The 16,384-nt window shown below is 55.7% G+C and carries 16 protein-coding genes; 9 read left to right on the top strand and 7 right to left on the bottom strand.

Features of this window, described 5'->3' with window-relative positions; translation table 11 throughout:
• The first annotated feature begins 105 nt into the window (after positions 1 to 105).
• Positions 106 to 339 (top strand): hypothetical protein, encoded by a 234-nt coding sequence (locus PG731_RS06580; RefSeq protein ID WP_270772921.1) that lies wholly within the window; start codon positions 106 to 108, stop codon positions 337 to 339.
• A gap of 315 nt (positions 340 to 654) precedes the next feature.
• Here PG731_RS06580 and PG731_RS06585 read toward each other — a convergent pair whose 3' ends face one another.
• From PG731_RS06585 to PG731_RS06595, 3 genes are all read right to left on the bottom strand, one after another.
• Positions 655 to 1,353 carry a type IIL restriction-modification enzyme MmeI gene (locus PG731_RS06585; protein ID WP_270772922.1) on the bottom strand — a complete coding sequence of 233 codons (699 nt, stop codon included), beginning with the start codon at positions 1,351 to 1,353 and terminating at the stop codon, positions 655 to 657.
• The gene (locus tag PG731_RS06590; RefSeq protein ID WP_333558944.1) at positions 1,277 to 3,424 is read right to left on the bottom strand and encodes a DNA methyltransferase; all 2,148 of its coding nucleotides are present in this window, start codon (positions 3,422 to 3,424) and stop codon (positions 1,277 to 1,279) included. The genes PG731_RS06585 and PG731_RS06590 overlap by 77 nt, the downstream gene beginning before the upstream one ends.
• A gap of 262 nt (positions 3,425 to 3,686) precedes the next feature.
• Positions 3,687 to 4,646, bottom strand: coding sequence for an acyl-CoA thioesterase (locus tag PG731_RS06595; RefSeq protein WP_270772924.1), 960 nt, complete (start codon positions 4,644 to 4,646; stop codon positions 3,687 to 3,689).
• A gap of 219 nt (positions 4,647 to 4,865) precedes the next feature.
• Between PG731_RS06595 and PG731_RS06600 the strand changes: the two genes are divergently transcribed.
• Positions 4,866 to 5,120: a PTS transporter subunit EIIB gene (locus PG731_RS06600; RefSeq protein ID WP_101628686.1), complete on the top strand. Its 255-nt coding sequence runs from the start codon at positions 4,866 to 4,868 to the stop codon at positions 5,118 to 5,120.
• A 92-nt stretch (positions 5,121 to 5,212) separates the two neighbouring features.
• Complete coding sequence (gene malQ / locus PG731_RS06605; RefSeq protein ID WP_270772926.1) at positions 5,213 to 7,369, top strand: 4-alpha-glucanotransferase; 2,157 nt, start codon at positions 5,213 to 5,215, stop codon at positions 7,367 to 7,369.
• 384 nt (positions 7,370 to 7,753) lie between these two features.
• Here malQ and PG731_RS06610 read toward each other — a convergent pair whose 3' ends face one another.
• From PG731_RS06610 to PG731_RS06625, 4 genes are all read right to left on the bottom strand, one after another.
• Positions 7,754 to 8,284: a PTS sugar transporter subunit IIA gene (locus tag PG731_RS06610; protein WP_101628684.1), complete on the bottom strand. Its 531-nt coding sequence runs from the start codon at positions 8,282 to 8,284 to the stop codon at positions 7,754 to 7,756.
• Between the two features lie 137 nt (positions 8,285 to 8,421).
• Entirely contained in the window at positions 8,422 to 8,652 is a 231-nt protein-coding gene (locus tag PG731_RS06615; protein ID WP_101628683.1) for a glucose PTS transporter subunit EIIB, read from the bottom strand.
• 169 nt (positions 8,653 to 8,821) lie between these two features.
• A complete protein-coding gene (locus PG731_RS06620) occupies positions 8,822 to 9,652 on the bottom strand; it encodes an HAD family hydrolase (protein ID WP_270772929.1) in 831 nt (276 codons plus the stop codon).
• An 82-nt stretch (positions 9,653 to 9,734) separates the two neighbouring features.
• Entirely contained in the window at positions 9,735 to 10,679 is a 945-nt protein-coding gene (locus PG731_RS06625; RefSeq protein WP_270772930.1) for a ketopantoate reductase family protein, read from the bottom strand.
• Between the two features lie 201 nt (positions 10,680 to 10,880).
• On the opposite strand from PG731_RS06625, the gene PG731_RS06630 reads away from it, so the two are divergent.
• From PG731_RS06630 to PG731_RS06655, 6 genes are all read left to right on the top strand, one after another.
• A complete protein-coding gene (locus PG731_RS06630; protein WP_270773001.1) occupies positions 10,881 to 11,897 on the top strand; it encodes a glycosyltransferase in 1,017 nt (338 codons plus the stop codon).
• A gap of 150 nt (positions 11,898 to 12,047) precedes the next feature.
• Positions 12,048 to 13,190 carry a UDP-galactopyranose mutase gene (gene glf, locus PG731_RS06635; protein ID WP_270772931.1) on the top strand — a complete coding sequence of 381 codons (1,143 nt, stop codon included), beginning with the start codon at positions 12,048 to 12,050 and terminating at the stop codon, positions 13,188 to 13,190.
• 161 nt (positions 13,191 to 13,351) lie between these two features.
• A complete protein-coding gene (locus PG731_RS06640) occupies positions 13,352 to 13,711 on the top strand; it encodes a hypothetical protein (protein WP_270772932.1) in 360 nt (119 codons plus the stop codon).
• Positions 13,647 to 14,288: an AEC family transporter gene (locus PG731_RS06645; protein ID WP_270772933.1), complete on the top strand. Its 642-nt coding sequence runs from the start codon at positions 13,647 to 13,649 to the stop codon at positions 14,286 to 14,288. The genes PG731_RS06640 and PG731_RS06645 overlap by 65 nt, the downstream gene beginning before the upstream one ends.
• A gap of 214 nt (positions 14,289 to 14,502) precedes the next feature.
• Entirely contained in the window at positions 14,503 to 16,125 is a 1,623-nt protein-coding gene (locus tag PG731_RS06650; RefSeq protein ID WP_270772934.1) for a sodium-dependent transporter, read from the top strand.
• Complete coding sequence (locus PG731_RS06655; protein ID WP_270772935.1) at positions 16,122 to 16,283, top strand: MetS family NSS transporter small subunit; 162 nt, start codon at positions 16,122 to 16,124, stop codon at positions 16,281 to 16,283. The genes PG731_RS06650 and PG731_RS06655 overlap by 4 nt, the downstream gene beginning before the upstream one ends.
• Positions 16,284 to 16,384: the final 101 nt, after the last annotated feature.

A 16,384-nucleotide genomic window follows, 5' to 3' on the forward strand; every position in this document is an offset into this window, starting at 1 on the left:
TCTAATCCCGACACGCCAACAAAAACACACATTTTGTCGTTTAACCCCCAATGACAGAAGCAAAATGAGATTATGTGCGATCTATTTGAGCAATTAGCTAAGGGATTGTTCCCCATTGCTGAGCAGGTTCATGATGATGACGAGCCAGATATTGAAGAGCTCTGGTACATATTTGATCATGATGCTTGTGCGGCTTTGGCATCCGCGTCAGCTATTCTCATTAACCATGATGTGAAGTTGCCGGACCACCTGTATGAACTGTTCAAAGAGGTTGGCCAGCCTGGCGAATACTTAGATGAAGACTTTGCTGATCTTGAAGAGATTTACCTGCGTAAATAGTTAAACTCTTCTGATTGTTTCCTGTTGGGGTGGGTGAACTTGGTTAGTTGGTTAGATTACAAGCCGCAACGCTTCCGGTATTCCTCGTAGGATTCTTTTTCAGGTTTATAAACCCAAGGACCCTCGGCGATGGTTTCTGGTACAGGGTCGAATCCGGCTTTTTGGAGGCGGTCTAAGACTTCGCCAATGTTGCCTTAACCTCTTCCTTACTTACCTGATATTTAAAATGGTAGGTGTAGTCTTTAACGTTGTCGTACAAGCTAATCATCCTCCTTATATGAACTAATTGGTCTGAAGCTGTCTGGGTACCTGGGGCTAGCGGCGGCGTTTGGTTTTGATGAGTGCGTCCTGCTCTGTCATTTTAAGGTAGGACTTGAGGAGGGTTTCGAGGCGTTCTTCGTTTGAGTTGAATGGTTTTTGGCGGAAGGCCCGGTCTACTGCTTTGTCGAGTTTTCGGTGTGCGGCGAGGAGCTGCGGGCTCATTGCGAGTGGGTTGTAGTGGTCTGCTAGGCAGCGTTCAGGGTGGAGGTTGCGGGCGTCGAGGACGGCTTGGCCACCGGCGATGATTTCGGCGCGGAGCTTTTCAGAGACTTCTGGTAACGGGAAGTTATTCCACACCACGGTGTTTGAGAAGCGAAGACGCGATTCTAGTCTTCCCCCGATGGTTTTCTGCCAGGTGATGAACATGGATGAAGAAACTATTCCGAATAGGTAACCGTCGGGGTCTTCAGCGTTAAAGACCAGATTCGACGAGATGGTTTCCGCGTCTAGTCGCGCAGCAGTAAAGAAGTTTCGGGTTTCAGAAACGACGGAGGGAATGCACAGGTAAGGTTGCGTAAATCGCCTGCGTTCGGCGAATAGATGCGGGCTGTCTGCTAGATTTTTTGTCGCCTGTTTTTTACTACCGAGACGGAACTGTCGAACAGCATCTAACCTGTCACGCAAAACATTTGAGCGTCGAATCTCTGCGGGGGGGGGCGTCTTCGAGCCACAAGCACCAGCGGTTTTCACCATGGAGTAGCTCGCGAGCTCCTACAAACTTCCGCAAATATTTCGCCGCAATGGGATCGGCGGTCACTTCGGGGTACTCGTCAACTTCTACAATTAGGTTTCTGCCGTCGGCTGGCTTTGAGCCGTAAGAAACCTTTGGAACAAACGTTGATAGTGGGGTCGAACGCTTCTTCACAAATAGATTGGGGGCGTCCACCAAGTAGGCATTGATGTTCTTGGCTGGAACTGCAGTGGGTTCGCCTTTAATGTCGGCGTAGGTGTAGAGGGTTGCGCTTGCGCGACGTTTCTTCTCCATGCCAATGATTACGCAGTGAACAGCTGCGGCGTCGGCAGCTTCGGATGTCCAAGAGAAAGTTTGGTGCGCGAACTTTATGCGCCAGCCGTTGCTAAACAGCGGGCCAAATAGGGATGGCACGGGCTGGCCTTGCGTGATTGAGTTGGTGGACACAAAAGCGAACTGGCCGTTGTTAACAAACCGGAAGTAGTCTGCCGCCTTTTTGTACCAGCCGGTAACGTAGTCGAGGTAGCCGTCGTATAGGTCACCCCACACGAGTTTCATGTCTTCGGTTTGGTCTGCACCTTGCAGGTACTGGCCAATAAATGGCGGGTTTCCAACAATGCGCACGCGGTCTGAGGGTGGGAAAACTTGCTCCCAGTTGGTGCGTAGCGCGTTGCCCACGTGGATGCACTCAACTTTGTCCAGTGGCAGTGTTTTTGGGGGAGCGCCCAGCGACATTGCGAGTTTCTGGTTTGCTTGGTGATCCACCAGGTATAAAGCTGTTTGCGCAATGCGGGCAGGCCATTCCTCAATTTCTATACCCGCAAAATTTTCCAGTTTGACGTTTAGGTTCTCGCGCTCAAAAAAGAGGGTTCCACCCGCACTTGGGTCTAGCTCTTCCAAGCGTTTAAGAATTTCCAAATCTAACTGGCGCAACTCACGGTATGCAACCACCAGGAAGTTTCCACAACCACAAGCCGGGTCCATGACCTGGAGTTGCCCGATTCTGTCGCGCAGTTTTTCGAGCCGCTTTACGTCGTGATAGTAGGTTTTGAACTCTGTGCGAAGTTCGTCAAGGAATAGAGGCTCAATGGTTTTAAGAATGTTGATCTCAGTCGTGTAATGCTCACCCAGCTGCCGCCTGGCTTTCGCACTCTTTACGGACTGGAATAGTGAGCCGAAAATTGCGGGGCTGATTTCTGACCAGTTGAACATGCAGGCTTCAATCAAAAGCTCGCGCATTGTTGAATCAAAGTAGGGAATGGATGTGGATTCGCCAAAAATTCCGCCATTTACGTACGGGAAGCGAGAAAGTAGCGAATCCATGTTCGCTGGCCTGAGGGCCTCTGGCTGATTCATAATCTGGAACAGCATCACCAGCTGTGCCCCAAGGTCTGTGCCATCCTCGCGCGTTCGCTTCTCTAAGAACTCGTAAAACAGGTCGCGCTCCCACATGCCTGAATCGTCACCGTACAGGGTAAACAGTAAGCGGACTAGGAATACGGAGGATTCGTGCTCGGAGTATCCGGTTTTCTCTAGTTCTGAATACAGGCGCCCCATGATCTGCGCGGCACGAATGGATGCTTTTTCTTGTTCTCGCGAGCCAAAAGCGCGGGTTTGAAAACCAGCTAGGAAAGCCAGATCTTCCGCATGTAAGGGAAGCTCTTCCAGCGGAAATTGGACGGTGTCAGCCCCGTCCTCGGCTTCGATATCAAGAATTCGGATCGTTTTGAAATCGGAAGTAATAACGCGACTAGGGCGTTCAACCTCGGCTAGGTCTTCCATATAATCCAGGGCTTGCGCCTCCGCAGCTTCAAGATCACGCCCCGCAGTTTTCATCTCAATCAAAGCTAGGCCGGGTATCAGGGCGTCGATGAATCCTCGCCTACCGGTGGAGGTGCGCTTAGCGCGTTTTTCATACAAAGCCGCCTTGGTTTGCGTGATCCCGAACGCTCCAAGCAAGTCTTTGATGAACGACTGCGCCTGCTGACGCTCATCGCCGGGCTCCTCCACCCAGTCTGCAACAACCTTCGTGCAACGCCTGCGGATCTCGTCGAGTGAAAGTGCGGTAGCCACATTGCCTCCCTAAGTGTCTAACGCAATATTAGTCGGGACCACGGACAATAATTTGGAAGCAGAGCAAGGAATCAGGGGCGCCCCTGCAGGCGCAGGAATACTCGCCCTCTAAGGCAAGCATCGCTACGAAGACTGAGCCTCACTCGATCCCTAATAAGTAGTGCAGAGTTACCAGTGGTGACTCCGCGCTACCTATATCTGCGACAACTGAGGGTGTTTGCGTTCTACAACTCCAAACCGTCCCGCACCTACGCCAACACAACTACGCCATACCAGCACGCATCTGACCGGTCTTCGGATCCACACCGAAACCCCAGCGCCCAGAACCAGCCTGCCCATTCCCGGGAACGCGCAACATACCCTGCTGTTCAGCCTCAGCAACCAGCGTCCCATTGCGCGTAAACACCTGATAACGAACCAACGTACGCGACGAATTTACATTCGAACACGCGCCATCGAACAACAACCACTCATTAATATCCACATCGCGGTGGAACCACATCGCATGATCCAACGACGCAGCTGACATACCAGGAGTCATCCAGGACAACCCCAACGCACGCATCGCAGGCTCCAACATCACCTGATCAATCACATACGCCAACAAAGCGCGATGAACATGCTGGCTTGCCTCAGCAGGCACCTCGGCACGAGGCTTCATCCACAACTGCTGACGACTGGCCAACGACTCATCCGACTGCGTATACAGCGACTGCTGAACATGGCGCACATCAAATGCCGTTGTTTTCCCTAAAAAACGCCCAACCGGATGATCCATCGCCCGAAAAATCTCCAAAGCACTCGAAAGCTCTTCCGGTGGCGTCACGGCAGGGGAGTCAGACGTGAAAGACAAGCCGGCCTCGTTCCCCTCGTACGACGCCTGCAACGCCAGAATCTCTTTCTCACCCTGGCGACACACAACCCGACGCGAAGAAAACGAACGCCCATCGCGAAGACGCTGAACCTCAAGCTCAAACGGTATCGACGGGTCGCCACCACGCATGAAATACGTGTGGAACGAATGAGGAAGACGCCCCTCAGTCATCGTCGCAGCGGCAGCCACCAACGCCTGCGCCACAACCTGGCCACCATAAACACGCCTCACCTGAGGCAACGAATGACCGACAAAACGATCGTGACCAGACTCTTCCAAAGCCAAAATTCTTAAAACAGACGCAACAGGCTCAGTAGAAATCAGCGGAACATCAATGGGGCGAGTCATGTATCTATTTTCACCTGAAACTTCGCGCACGCCACCGCACAATCCGCCCACCCTAGGCACAGAAATCCGCCTACAGTCAACAACAGACAACGCAGAAAACTGCAAAAAACAGTCAAAAAATACTAGCCCGATCGCGTTTAGTGATTGCGATCATACCCTTAAAGGGTTACCATGTGATGCGGATCGCAACAGGACTATGCCTTGGAAGAAAGGAGCGAGATGGAATCGGCTCTCGCGTTGGTTGACGCCCTCGGCGGCACATCCAACATCGTCGACATTGAGCCATGCTCCCTCCGTATCCGAGTCGAAGTAGGAAACCAAGCAAACGTTAACGAAGACGCACTCCGCATGCCGTTCGTCCTGGCAGTCGTCCGATCCGGTAACATCGTCCAAATCATCGCAGGCACTGAATCTGATGACATTGCCGAAAAAATGGCAACCGTCGTCAAGTGGGATACTGCCAACGAAGTGTAACCAGAGTCGCGTCCACTTTGCCGTCCAGCGGTTCCCAAGGGCAAGACTGACGCATAGACTTGACTGTACGCCCGCAACCAAAGGAGTCACACGTGGACTGGAGTGCGCCAGCAGCGTCCGATATTGACACGCTACGAGCCCTCGCCGACAAAAATGGTGTCGCAACCTTCTTCTGGGACTGGTACGGACGACAAAAATTCGTTTCAGCTGACTCTCTGCTCGCTGTCCTCAAAGCACTCGGCGTCAACGTTGACGCCGACTCAACGGTCGGAGACATCCACCACGCGCTGACGGAAACAGAAGACCGATTCTGGCTTGCCACACTGCCACCAACGATCGTGGCACGCCAAGGACAACACCGTGATTTCCCCGTCCACGTCCCCCACGGCAACTGGGTGCACGTCACCTGGATCAGCGAAGACGGAACATCCGGTGACTGCACGCAACTCGACCGCTACATCGCCCCGCGCCAAATCGGTGACGCGCTGATCGGTCGCGCAACTTTCGAAACACCCGACCACCTGGCACCGGGCTGGCACCGGATCGTTGCAACGCTTGAAGGCGGAGAAATTCACTCCGCAACTTTGCTTGTTGCACCCAATCATATTGACAACGGCCCGCTCTCTGACTCCAAGCGACGCTGGGGCGTATCTGCACAGCTGTACTCAACGCGTTCGGCACGCTCGTGGGGACTGGGTGACGCTGAAGACCTCGCCGATCTCGCATCAGTATGCGCCGACAGGGGAGCAGACTTCCTGCTCATCAACCCCATCCACGCGTCTAGCCCGATCACGCCGATGGAAAACTCACCGTACCTGCCGGTCTCGCGCCGTTGGCTAAATCCCATCTACATCCGCCCAGAAGCAATCGACGAATTCGCCGACGCATCACCTGACGTTCGTCGATCCATCGAAGAACTCCGCCTAGCCGCGAACGCTACCGATACCGCGGATGCGCTGGTCGACCGAGATCGCACGTGGGAAGCCAAACGCAAAGCTCTCGAACTGATCTACCAGATTCCGCGCTCGTACCACCGGACCTCGCAATTCACCCACTTCGTCGAAGAAGGTGGACGCGATCTGGCAAACTTCGCACTCTGGAGCGCCCTAGCAGAAGCAAACGAATCCCCCATCCTGCCCGACGAGATCGTATCCTCAACATCACCGTCCGCTGACCGTGCCCGCCTTGAACTGGCAGACCGCATCGAATTCTGGGAATGGTGCCAGTGGATTGTTTCCCAGCAGATGCAAGACGCGCAACGTGTCGCAACCGACGTCGGTATGGACATCGGCATCATGGCTGACCTTGCCGTCGGTGTTCACTCACACGGATCCGAAACCTGGTCCAACCGCCAGGTGTTCGCCCAAGGTATGACTGTTGGTGCTCCGCCGGACATGTACTCCCAGCAGGGACAGGACTGGTCGGAACCGCCATGGTCGCCGCGCGCCCTGGCACAGGCCGGCTACAAGCCGATCCGCGACATGGTCCGCGCAGCCCTCGCCAACGCGGGAGCCATCCGCATCGACCACATCCTCGGCCTCTTCCGCCTTTGGTGGATCCCAGCGGGCATGGGTGCCGGAAACGGCACCTACGTGTACTACGATCACGAGGCCATGGTCGGAACCGTGCTCCTAGAAGCGCAACGCGCCGGAGCAGTTGTTATTGGTGAAGACCTCGGAACCGTTGAACCGTGGGTCCGCGACTACCTGAGCTCGCGAGGCATCCTAGGGACCTCGATCCTCTGGTTCGAGAAGGACGGTGGCGGGTGGCCACTTCACCCCGGCTCGTACCGCACCGCGTGCCTTGCCGCAGTAAACACGCACGACCTGCCACCGACCGCCGGATACTTGGCTGGTGTGCAGACCACTTTGCGCGACGAGCTTGGCCTGCTGGTCGAGGACGTCGAATCCGTGCGAGCCGCTGACCGTCTTGAACTTGAACAGGTTCTAGCTCGACTGCGTGAATACGGGTTGCTTGAATCCGCATCCCCGTCAGAGCGCGAGATCGTTGAAGCCCTGCACGCGTATGTTGCGCAGACCCCGTCTCAGTTGGTTGTGGCATCGCTGGTGGATGCGGTGGGTGATCGGCGCCCTCAGAATCTTCCGGGCACCGACAAGGAATATCCGAATTGGCGTGTTCCGCTCTGCGATTCTGACGGTGTTGAGGTCTACATTGACGACCTTCCGACCAATGAGCGTTTGAACTCCCTGTTCACCGTTCTGACGGCATCGGTGCGCGCTCGAAAGTAGGGGACTGGCTGGGGCTTTTGCTCCGGGCTGCACTTGACGCGACGGTTTGGCCTGTAAACGCGTGAGAGTGTCGCGTGGGGTGTAGTTGGTGCGGTGAGGAGGCGGGTTTTGTGCTCCCGGCTGCGCTTGACGCGACGGTTTGGCCTGTAAACGCGTGGTCTCGTCGCGTGGGGTGTAGTTGGTGCGGTGAGGAGGCGGGTTTTGTGCTCCGGGCTGCGCTTGACGCGACGGTTTGGCCTGTAAACGCGTGAGAGTGTCGCGTGGGGTGTAGGTGGTGCGGTGATTGGGGTGCTTTGTGTGCACGGACTGCGCTTGACGCGACACTTTTGCCCTGAAATGTGTGGTCTCGTCGCGTGGGGTGTAGTTGGTGCCACCGGAAAAGTGCTAGAGCTCCCAGCACGTGGCGATTGCAACGCCAGCTCGAACGAAAGTACCCGGCTTGACCAGCAATTTCATGGACACATCGGGGCGCAGAGCGATGACGGGAACAATCACGGCAAGGCCAGCATGGCGCGCAATGCTACGGTCCCACGTGATTAAAGGTGAGCCGGCTTTTACCGCGTCGCCCTGAGAAGCGTGGACGGTGAACCCTTCACCCTTCAAGTTCACTGTATCGATACCAAGGTGAACCAAGATTCCGGTGCCCGACCGATGCTTGATCGCAAAAGCGTGCGGGTGAAGCGAATGAACTGTCCCCGAAATTGGAGCGTTCGCGATAGAGAGCGAGTCAGCACTCGCGCCAGCATCGCCCGTGCTCGCACCCACGTCAGCAACATCAATGGTTGCACCCGCACCTTCGCCTTCGGGCACAATCGCGAAACCGGGCCCAATAATCTCTTGAGAAAACACAGGATCCGGCACGGCGGAAAGAGCTTCGACCGTGCCGGAAAGTGGTGCGTAGATCGTGAACGTCATGGAAGTAGATGCGTGTTCATCAACGAATGAGGCGCGCGGTCAGCGCGTGGTGCGGGTTTGCGCCAAAGAAGGAACGAACTGTGCACAGTGAACCGCGATCATTGTTGCGATGATGCCAGCTTCGATAATCGCAAGGGTCACTTGAGCTTTTCGATTTCCTCGACGATGGTTTCGGTTTCGGGGCCCATGACGACCTGCACCGAGTTTGCGACGGTGACAACACCGAATGCGCCCGCGTCAGAGAGGGCTTTTTCGTTGATCTTGTCTTCGTCCTTGACCTCTGCGCGGATACGAGTGATGCACGCTTCGATCGTCTCAATGTTGTCCCAGCCACCGAGGGCTGAAAGGATGTCTGCTGCCTGACTCATGTGGGCCTCCTCAAAACACCGCAAATAGGGTCTATGTCACATTTAGTTTAGTTTAGCGCGCTTTGGGTGAATGTGCCCTGTTCATCGTGCATTAAGTGGGGAAAGTGCTCACGTGGTGAGCGCGGCTTCGTCCCTTGGGTGAAACGCAGAAAGAACGAGGTCGCGACCACTAGATCAGCGCCAACTTTTCGAAGGCGCGGGCCAAACCGTCTTCTTCCAAGGTGGCGGTTTCGAACGTTGCGGCTGCGACGATTACGGGGTCGGCTCCGCCCATTGCGACTGACCTTCCAGCCACCTTCAGTGCTTCAAGGTCATTCATGGAATCGCCGATGGCGATGGTGTTGGCGATGTCGAAACCAAGATGGCGAGCAGCCAGCTGAATGCCAGTGCCCTTCGAGATTCCCTTCGGAGTCACCTCAAAAACCAGAGTGTTACCTGCGGGAACGGAGCCGGGGGTGACGTCCATCGAGTCGGGGATAAGGGAGCGAACCTGCTCGTAGGTCGTGTTACCTGCTGGGATGTACGCCGTGCACTTCGCTGATGACTTCGGAAGACCCTCGCCAAGATAGGGAGCGACGGACTCGGCGTAGGGAGCCCAATCCTGGGGCTTCATTCCGGCGGTTTCAAGGAACATCTCCATGAATCCCTCGGAGGGGTGCATGGCGTCCGACCCCTGCCAGATCCACATTCCGTCAAGCTGACGCCACACATCGGTGATCGGTTCGATCAGCGCGGGGTCAATGCGTTCGTCCAGCAGGACTTCTTGACCGACGCGCACGTAGCTTCCCGCTCCCGCAACGCACCCTGAAAAACCGAAATCCCACAGGTAGGGGTAGATTTCTGGAATCGAACGACCCGTGCACATGAACAGGGTGTGGCCACCTTCGACAGCTTGCTCGCACGCCTGACGGGCGGATTCGGGGACCGTCTGGTCTTTGCCGATCAGGGTCCCGTCAAGGTCAAGGAAGATTAACTGGGCTGAAGAGGAAGCAGAAGTCATGGTCCTAAGGATATCCGGTCGCTCAGGCACGATGCCTGAGCGACCGTGTGAAGCAACCGTGTGAAGTAAGAGTGCAGGAGGGTTAGGAAGCCAGACCAACGCGACCACGCCTGGCGTGCAAGCGCGCGATAGTCACAATCAGGTGCTGTAACGGAACATCAATTCCGGCAGCGTCAGCCTTCGCCACAAGAGCGCCGTTCAGGTACTCCAGTTCCGACAGCTTTCCTGCAATCAGGTCGCGTTGCATCGACGACGTCGAGGCTTCCGGGTAGTTATCCAGCTCGCCGACGATCTTCTCGCAGTCCTCGTCGGTCAAATCAACGCCGCTCCAGCGCGCGACCGACTGGACCTCTTTCACGGACTTCGCCCAGAGAGCGTGGGTTTCGTCGAAGGAACGAATGTCGCCGACGGTCGCGTTCGCCAGAACGTTCACGCCACCCATGGTGCAGATGACCGCGTACTTGTACCAGAGGTCGTGTGCGATCGTGGGGGATATGTGCGCATCAACGCCGTTGGCAAGCAGTGCGTCCTTGAATTCTTCGAGGATTGGGTACGTTCCGTCCAAGCCAATCGGTGCACTACCGATGAGCATCTTTGGCCGGCCACCGATCTGACGGACCTCGCCCGGGCCGTCGATGAAGGCAACGATGAAGGTGACGCAGGGGAGTGCGTGCTCCACTCCGAAGCGTTTCGCCACCATGTCGGGCGCAACGACACCGTTCTGGAAGGTCAGGACCAGCGTGTTTGCGCCGATCATCTGCTGGCAGTTTTCCAGCGATTCTTCGAAGTGAGTGAGCTTGACGGTGATCATCACCAGGTCGCAGACGCCCACGCCCGTGCCGTCGGTGGTCACCGATGCGGGGTGATAGGTACGCGAACCGGATTCGGTGTGAACGATCAAGCCCCTGTCGCTGATTGCTGCGACGTGACGGGAAGTGGTGACGATATGGACCTCGGCGCCCGCATCCATGAGAGCACCTGCGTGGTAGCCGCCCACGCCGCCGGAACCAATAATTGCGATCTTCATGCTTTGATAGTGGCACGTTTGTGGGTGTGCGTCACCGGTTTGCGAAAAATTCTCAACTGTTAACACTCGGTAATGGTGATGTATGCATACGAGGCCACGCATCTCTTCCCAGGCACCTGCGTCGGATATAGGCGCGATATGCGTAACGCTTCAACGACTATGCTTAATGCATACCCGCCTGACGCCGATCAAGGAAAGCTTATGTCCGCCCAGCCCTTGCTGTCTGTCATCGTTCCCTCGTACAACTCGCAGGACTATCTGGATCGGGCACTCGCGACCCTCGTTGACTACAACGATGAAGTGGAAGTGCTGATCGTCAACGACGGCTCGCAAGACAACACCGGCGCGCTTGCTGATCAGTGGGCTTCAAAGTATCCGACCTGCGTGCGGGCTATCCACCAGGAAAATAAAGGCCATGGTGGTGCAGTCAATGCCGGTTTGAAAGCTGCCACGGGCACATACATTCGCGTCGTCGATTCTGACGACTGGGTTGATCGCGCGGCAATGAACAAGGTGCTTGACGTTCTTCGTGAAGAACGTGCGAACGGGCGTGAACTGGACCTTCTGGTCACTAACTACGTCTACGAAAAGCAAGGCAAGGCGCACAAGCTGGTTGTCCGCTACCGCAACGTCCTGCCACAGGGGCGCACAATCGGCTGGGAAGAGGTTCGCAAGTGCCGTTACACGCAGTACCTGATGATGCACTCGCTGACCATGCGCACCGAACTTGTCCGTCAGTCCGGTCTGGTCATGCCCGAGCACACGTTCTACGTTGACTTCATTTACTCCCACACGCCATTCCCGCTGATTCGCACGATTCGCTACCTTGACGTCAACCTGTACCGCTACTTCATTGGTCGTGACGACCAGTCGGTCAACGAGCCCGTGATGATTTCACGCTTGGATCAGTTGATGCGGGTTAATCGTGAGATGGTGAAGGCTATTCCGGACCCGGACACGGTTCCGGCCAACCTCTATAACTACATGATCCACTACCTGCGCATTAACTGCGTGGTCTGCACAATCATGGCTGTTCTGTCGGGAACTGACGAGCACTTGGCGATGAAAGACCAGCTGTGGAAGGACCTCGAAGAAGTAAATCCCGTCGCGGCCAAACGTGTTGAATCCGATCTTCTGGGGCGAGTGATTCGTGTGAAGAATGAATGGGTTCTGCGAAAAGGCTATGGGATTGTCCGAGCGCTTATTGGCTTTAACTGACCGGGCTTGCCCGTTCTGGTCGCTCTTTGTGCTCTGATAACGTGCTATTGGCCGGAAGAGTGCGTTCTTACCACTAAACTGAGGGCAATCTGCATTGTGGGTGTGCACGGTTGACACACGTGCTCTAGCCCCTGTGAAAGGACCGGTTGTATGGATCTTGTCGTTGTCGGCTCCGGATTCTTCGGACTCACGCTTGCGCGTCAGGCAGCCGAACTTCGCGGTATGAACGTGACTGTCATCGAGCGCCGTGACCACATCGGTGGCAACGCATGGTCATCAGTTGATCCTGAAACTGGTGTTGAAGTGCACCGATACGGGACTCACCTGTTTCACACGTCAAATGAACGCGTCTGGGACTACGCCAATCGTTTTACGGCGTTCAACGATTATCAGCATCGTGTCTACACAAACCATCAGGGAGTTGTTTACCCGATGCCGATCAACCTAGGGACGATTAATCAGTTCTTCAATGCGGCCTATGGGCCAGATGCTGCCCGAGCGCTTGTGGAAGATCAGGCGTCAGAACTCGGTGCTAAAACTCCTGAGAATCTGGAAGAAAAGGCGATCAGTCTGATCGGTCGCCCGCTTTACGAGGCGTTTATTAAGGGATATACCGCGAAGCAGTGGCAGATGGATCCGAAGGACTTGGATCCTGCAATCATTTCGCGCCTTCCCGTTCGTTTTACCTACGACAACCGCTATTTCTGCGATACCTACGAGGGACTGCCCGTCGACGGCTACGGAGCATGGCTGACCCGGCTGGCTGATCATCCACGCATCACAGTGAAGACACGCACCGATTTCTTCGATGATTCACACGAATTCTCCAAAGATCGCACGGTTGGTCAAACCGGTGTTGTGTACACGGGTGCAATTGATCGCTATTTCAATTACCAGGCAGGCGAGCTGAAGTGGCGAACCTTGGATTTTGAGACCGAAGTCGTCAATACCGCTGACTACCAGGGGTGCTCGGTGATGAATTACGCCGATGAAACCGTTGCCTACACGCGCATCCACGAGTTTGCTCACCTGCACCCTGAACGTGACCGGACGGGCGCGACGAACACAGTGATTATGCGTGAGTTCTCGCGCTTCGCCAATAGTGATGACGAGCCGTACTACCCGGTTTCAGCGCCGACCGACAGGCAGACTCTGGCTACCTACCGCGAGCTTGCAGCGCGGGAGGACAAGGTTCTGTTTGGTGGGCGACTGGGCTCGTATCAGTACCTCGATATGCATATGGCGATTGCGTCGGCTTTGACCCGCTTTGATGAGGTCGTTTCGCGCTGGTAAGGCGTGGACGCCAGGTCCGACTCGGGCCTGATGGACACGCGACGAGGAACCTATTAAACGTTTAACCGATCAATGGGTGCCTAGGTGAGTATTCCCTCAACCCTCGTCAATGGGTCGGACGTCGAGGCAAACGAGGGCAGAGAAGTCGTACCCTTTGGCACGTGGGTAGCGTTATTTTCAGTATCTGCGCAATCGCGCTTGTCATTGGAGTCGGAGCGGTCGCACACCGAGTGGGATTGATCGACGGCGCCAAAGTGAAGTTTCTGTCCGACATCACCTACTGGATTACCGCACCCGCAATGCTTTTCCACGCTATTGCGAACGCCGATGTTCTCAGCGCTTTTGGATCCCATCTTGGCGTTGCTGCGGCAGCCGGTGCCTGCTCTGCACTGGCCTTTGTCATTATTGGCGGTGGATTAATGCGCGTCCGTGGGGGAGACCTGGTGGTGGGGCGCAATGTCATCCTCACTGAACAACGCTGCCTACATTGGTATTCCGATTGCCGTTTACGTATTCGGTGAAACAACGCACGTCGTTCCGATTCTGATCTTCCAGCTCGGTTTCTTCACCCCCATGTTCTTCATCATGGCCGATATTGCTGGTGCGGGGAAGAAAACGAAGTTTTCGTCGGTGATCGCGATGGTCGTCAAGAACCCGATGGTCATTGCCGCTGCGATTGGTTTCGTCTTCTCGCTTCTGCCGTTTGAGCTTCCCATTCTGCTTGAAGTGTCAACGTCCATGCTTGGTGACGGCGCCCCGCCCATTATTCTTCTGGCATTCGGTGCCTCGATTGTGGGGCAACGAGGCTCCCACGCACACCTGTTCAGTGGAGCAACAATCCTTGCCTCAATGTCGAAGCTCTTTGTGCAACCCCTTGTTGCTTGTGGCGTCGGGTACCTGCTGGGAATGTCGAGCTACGAACTGATGGTCGTGACCGTTATGGCAGGACTTCCCACCGCTCAGAACGCGTTTATCGCAGCATTGCGTGCGCGAACGGGAGAAGGAATCGCCCAAGGAACGGTTCTGATTACGACGCTCGCTTCGCTTCCGCTTTCGATCGCGACAGTCTGGATTTTCCACTCTCTGCTGGGCGTCTAAGACATCCATTTCGACGCATCGAAGGGCACCTGAACGCCACCGTGCTCCGATGACGCGAGGTTCATGTTCGGGGCCTCGTCAATGCGAAAAATGAAACACGCACCCAGACGCGGATAAAAATGCGGCGTACTTGGTGTCTATCTGGTGGACATTTTACCGGCACTTTGCGCGTGGCCGTTACATTGAATGGGAATCCTGTCTATAGGGAGTACCCATGTCAACTCAAACACCTACGGCCGAGCAGCCGGAACGCAAGGATACCTGGACCGGTCAGACCGGTTTCCTCCTTGCCGCGATCGGCTCCGCAATCGGTCTGGGAAATATCTGGCGTTTCCCCGGTGTCGCCTACGCAAACGGTGGTGGCGCCTTCCTTATTCCTTACCTTGTCGCACTGATCGCAGTCGGTATTCCGATGCTGTGGCTCGACTACTCGCTCGGCCACAAGTTCCGTGGTTCACCGCCGTGGGCGTTGCGTCGCTTGAAAGCCGGTGGCGAGTTCATCGGCTGGTTCCAGGTTCTGGTTTGTTTCGTGATTATGGTGTACTACGGTGCCGTGATCGCATGGGGCGTTCAGTACACGATCTACTCGGTGAACCAGTCGTGGGGCGATGACCCGCAGGGTTTCTTCCTGAATGACTTCCTACAGACTGTTGATGGCGAAACCTTCTCATGGAGCCCCGTTGCAGCCATCATGATCCCGCTGGCACTCGTGTGGTTCTTCGTCCTTCTGATCATCGGACGTGGCCTATCCAAGGGCGTTGAAGCAGCAAACAAGGTCTTCCTTCCGTTGCTGGTTGTCCTGTTCCTGGTCATGGTTTTTCGCGCAATCTTCCTTAATGGCGCGATCGATGGTCTGAACGCATTCTTCACCCCGCAGTGGGGACAGTTGTCCGACCCACACGTGTGGCTCGCAGCCTTCTCACAGGTCTTCTACTCGCTGTCCGTGGGCTTCGGCATCATGTTGACGTATGCGTCCTACCTGAAGCCGAAGACGAACTTGACCGGCACAGCTTTGGTCGCAGGTTTCGCGAACTCCTCGTTCGAAATCCTCGCCGGTATCGGCGTCTTCTCTGCTCTTGGCTTCATGGCAGCATCGCAAGGTGTGGGCGTGAATGAACTGGAAGGCCTGACAGGCCCGATTTTGTCTTTCGTGACCTTCCCGCAGATCGTTTCGATGATGCCCGGTGGTTCCTTGTTCGGCGTCTTGTTCTTCGCTTCCTTGGTGCTTGCCGGTATTACCTCCCTACTGTCGCTACTTCAGGTTGTGTCCGGCGGTCTTCAGGATAAGTTCGGTTTCTCGCCGATTAAGGCCTCCATGGTTCTCGGCGTTCCCGCAATGATTATCTCGCTGTCTCTGTTCGGTACCCGCTCGGGTCTGAACAACCTGGATATCGTCGATACTTTCATCAACAACATCGGCGTCGTGTCGACTGCTGTTTCGATGGCAATCCTGGTAGCGCTCTTCGCTCCGCGTTTGAAGGGTCTGCGCACACACCTGAACTCGGTGTCCAGCGTCAAGGTGCCGAAGGCTTGGGATGCACTGGTCGGCGTCATTATCCCCGCAGTGCTGATCTTCATGCTTTTCTCTGCGATCGTCGGCTACATCCAAGAAGGCTACGGTGGCTACAAGACCAGCTTCGTCCTGATCTTCGGTTGGGGCTCGGTTGCGTTCGCGATCATCGTGTCTGCAATCCTGACGCTTCTGCCCTGGAGCCATCACGGTGTCGATGCAAAAACGGTTACTCACCTTGTTGAAGAAGACGAGGAAGCTTTGGTTAATGCGACCGTTTCCGGCGCCGAAACCGCTGAGGTAACCCGTGAAGGAGGTGCATCGTGAGCGCAGCTGCAACCGTCATGTTCCTGGTGACGATCCTTCTTGTGTGGGGTGGCCTTGTTGCCTCCGTCGTGCTTCTCCGCGTCCTTCCAATTCCGGGGGACGAGGCCGAGGCTCCAGCTCAGTCGGTAGACCCGAAGGACTCGACAACAAACGAATGATGAAGCCGTGAAAGTGCCCTGCGTGGCGCTTGGCTTGATCGACGACGGTGGCCGGTGATGAATGTTCATCACCGGCCACCGCTTTTATTGCATTCCACCCG

It is taken from the genome of Pauljensenia sp. OF14-1SRA (genome assembly GCF_027694595.1).
In the GTDB taxonomy this organism is placed as follows: domain Bacteria; phylum Actinomycetota; class Actinomycetes; order Actinomycetales; family Actinomycetaceae; genus Pauljensenia; species Pauljensenia turicensis_B.